Annotated in this window: 2 protein-coding genes; one reads left to right on the forward strand and one right to left on the reverse strand. The window is 65.2% G+C overall.

What is annotated here, in order from left to right:
* Positions 1-1438 (forward strand): cbb3-type cytochrome c oxidase subunit I (locus BN903_RS15035; RefSeq protein WP_048078501.1); only part of this gene is annotated, 1438 nt, incomplete at its 5' end.
* A gap of 343 nt (positions 1439-1781) precedes the next feature.
* Here the strand turns inward: BN903_RS15035 and BN903_RS15040 are convergent.
* The coding region (locus BN903_RS15040) for an enoyl-CoA hydratase-related protein (RefSeq protein WP_048078502.1) at positions 1782-2076 on the reverse strand (295 nt) is incomplete at its 5' end.

Consider the following 2076-nt stretch of genomic DNA (forward strand, 5'->3'; position numbering starts at 1 on the left):
GTTCCTCGCGCAGGTACTGTTGGGCGGCCTGCTGGCGCACTTCTACATCGAACGGGCCGGGTTCTTCGGGATCGAGCAGATCTTCGGGGTCCACATCCTCCAACTCCTCCCGTTCTCCATCGCGAAGACGTGGCACATCGATCTGGGCATCCTCTGGATCGCGTCGACGTGGCTGGGGGCGGGACTGTTCCTTCCGCCGCTGTTGACGGGTCACGAGCCGAAGCGACAGGGGACGTACGTGAACGTCCTCCTCGGCGCGCTGGTGACCGTCGTGGTCGGCGGGATGGCCGGGATCTGGCTCGGCGCGAACGGTTACCTCCCCGGCGAACTCTGGTGGCTGCTCGGTAACGAGGGGTTGGAGTACCTCGAAGTCGGGAAGGTGTGGCAGTTCGGCCTGCTCGCCGGGTTCGTCCTCTGGGCGGTCCTCGCGATCCGCGGGCTCAAGCCGCTGCTCGACCGCGAGCCGGCCTACGGGCTCGCGCACATGATCCTCTACGCGGGCGGCTCTATCACCCTGCTTTTCGTCGCCGGCTTCATGTTCACGCCGTCGACGAACATCGCCGTCACCGAGTTCTGGCGGTGGTGGGTCGTCCACATGTGGGTCGAGGGCGCGTTCGAGTTCTTCATCGTCGCGATCATCGGGCTGACGCTCGTCTCGATGAACCTGCTCTCGCGCCGCAGCGCGGAGAAGGCGGTGATGCTTCAGGCACTCTTAGTGATGGGGACCGGCGTCATCGGCGTCTCACACCACTACTGGTGGATCGGGATGCCCGACTACTGGGTGCCGATCGGGAGCGTCTTCTCGACGCTGGAGCTGCTGCCGCTCATCTTCATCCTCTACGAGGCGATCGGGCAGTACCGCGCGATGACGGAGACGAGCGGCTTCCCCTACAAGCTCCCGTTCATGTTCATCGTCGCCAGCGGGATCTGGAACTTCGTCGGGGCCGGCGTCCTCGGCTTCTTCATCAACCTCCCGCTGATCAACTACTACGAACACGGCACGTACCTCACCGTCGGCCACGCCCACGCCGCGATGTTCGGCGCGTTCGGCTTCCTCGCGCTCGGCATGGTCGCGTACATGCTCCAGCTATCGATCGACCCCGACCGCTGGGACGGCTCGTGGCTCCGCGCGTCGTTCTGGTGCTGGAACGTCGGCCTCGCGCTGATGGTCGGCATCTCGCTGCTGCCCGTCGGATTCCTCCAGCTCGACGTTGCCTTCACTGAGGGGTACGCCGCCGCGCGCAGCCTCGAGTTCTACAACCGCGATCTGGTCCAGACGCTGTTCTGGGCGCGGCTCCCGGGTGACACCCTGATCATCATCGGGACGGCCATCTACATGGCCGACCTGATCCGCAAGCGGTTCGTCCTCCGGGCCTCCGAGGACGACCCCTCGGTCGACGACATGGCGGTCGCGGAGGGGATCGTCGGGGACGACTGATCGATCCCTCTCGTTTCGGGGTCGCTGTTCCCGGAGACAGGTCGCGCGTTCCGGCGCGAGTCTGTCCGGAGCGGTTTCACGGCTTGCTCGGTACGGGCAGGTGATAGAGCGGTCCGGACCCGGTTCAGATGACTCCGATCCCTTCGAAGATGAACACGAGCGAGACGACGAGCGACGCGAACATCAAGGCGTAGCCGATCTCCTGTCTGGTGACGTTCATGCGCGGAGGTAGTCTTCGCGTGACAAGTTTCTTCTGCTGGTCAGTCCACGCCAGTCGTTCGGACGCTCCGGACGAACGCCGTGTGAATATCGCGGTTCCGACGAGTCGGTCCGCCGTCCCGGCTCAGTAGTGCCAGGGGTACTCTCGGAACTCCGGCTCGCGGCCCTCCAAGAACGCGTCGCGGCCCTCGGCGGCTTCGTCGGTCATGTACGCCAGCCGGGTCGCCTCGCCGGCGAACACCTGCTGGCCGACCATGCCGTCGTCGGCCATGTTGAACGCGTACTTCAACATCCGCATCGCGGTCGGGGACTTCCGCGTCATCTCGTCGGCCCACTCCAAGGCAACCTCTTCCAGCTCCTCGTGCGGAATCACTTCGTTGACCATCCCCATGTCCGCCGCCTCCTCGGCCGAGTAGGTC

It is taken from the genome of Halorubrum sp. AJ67 (genome assembly GCF_000513435.1).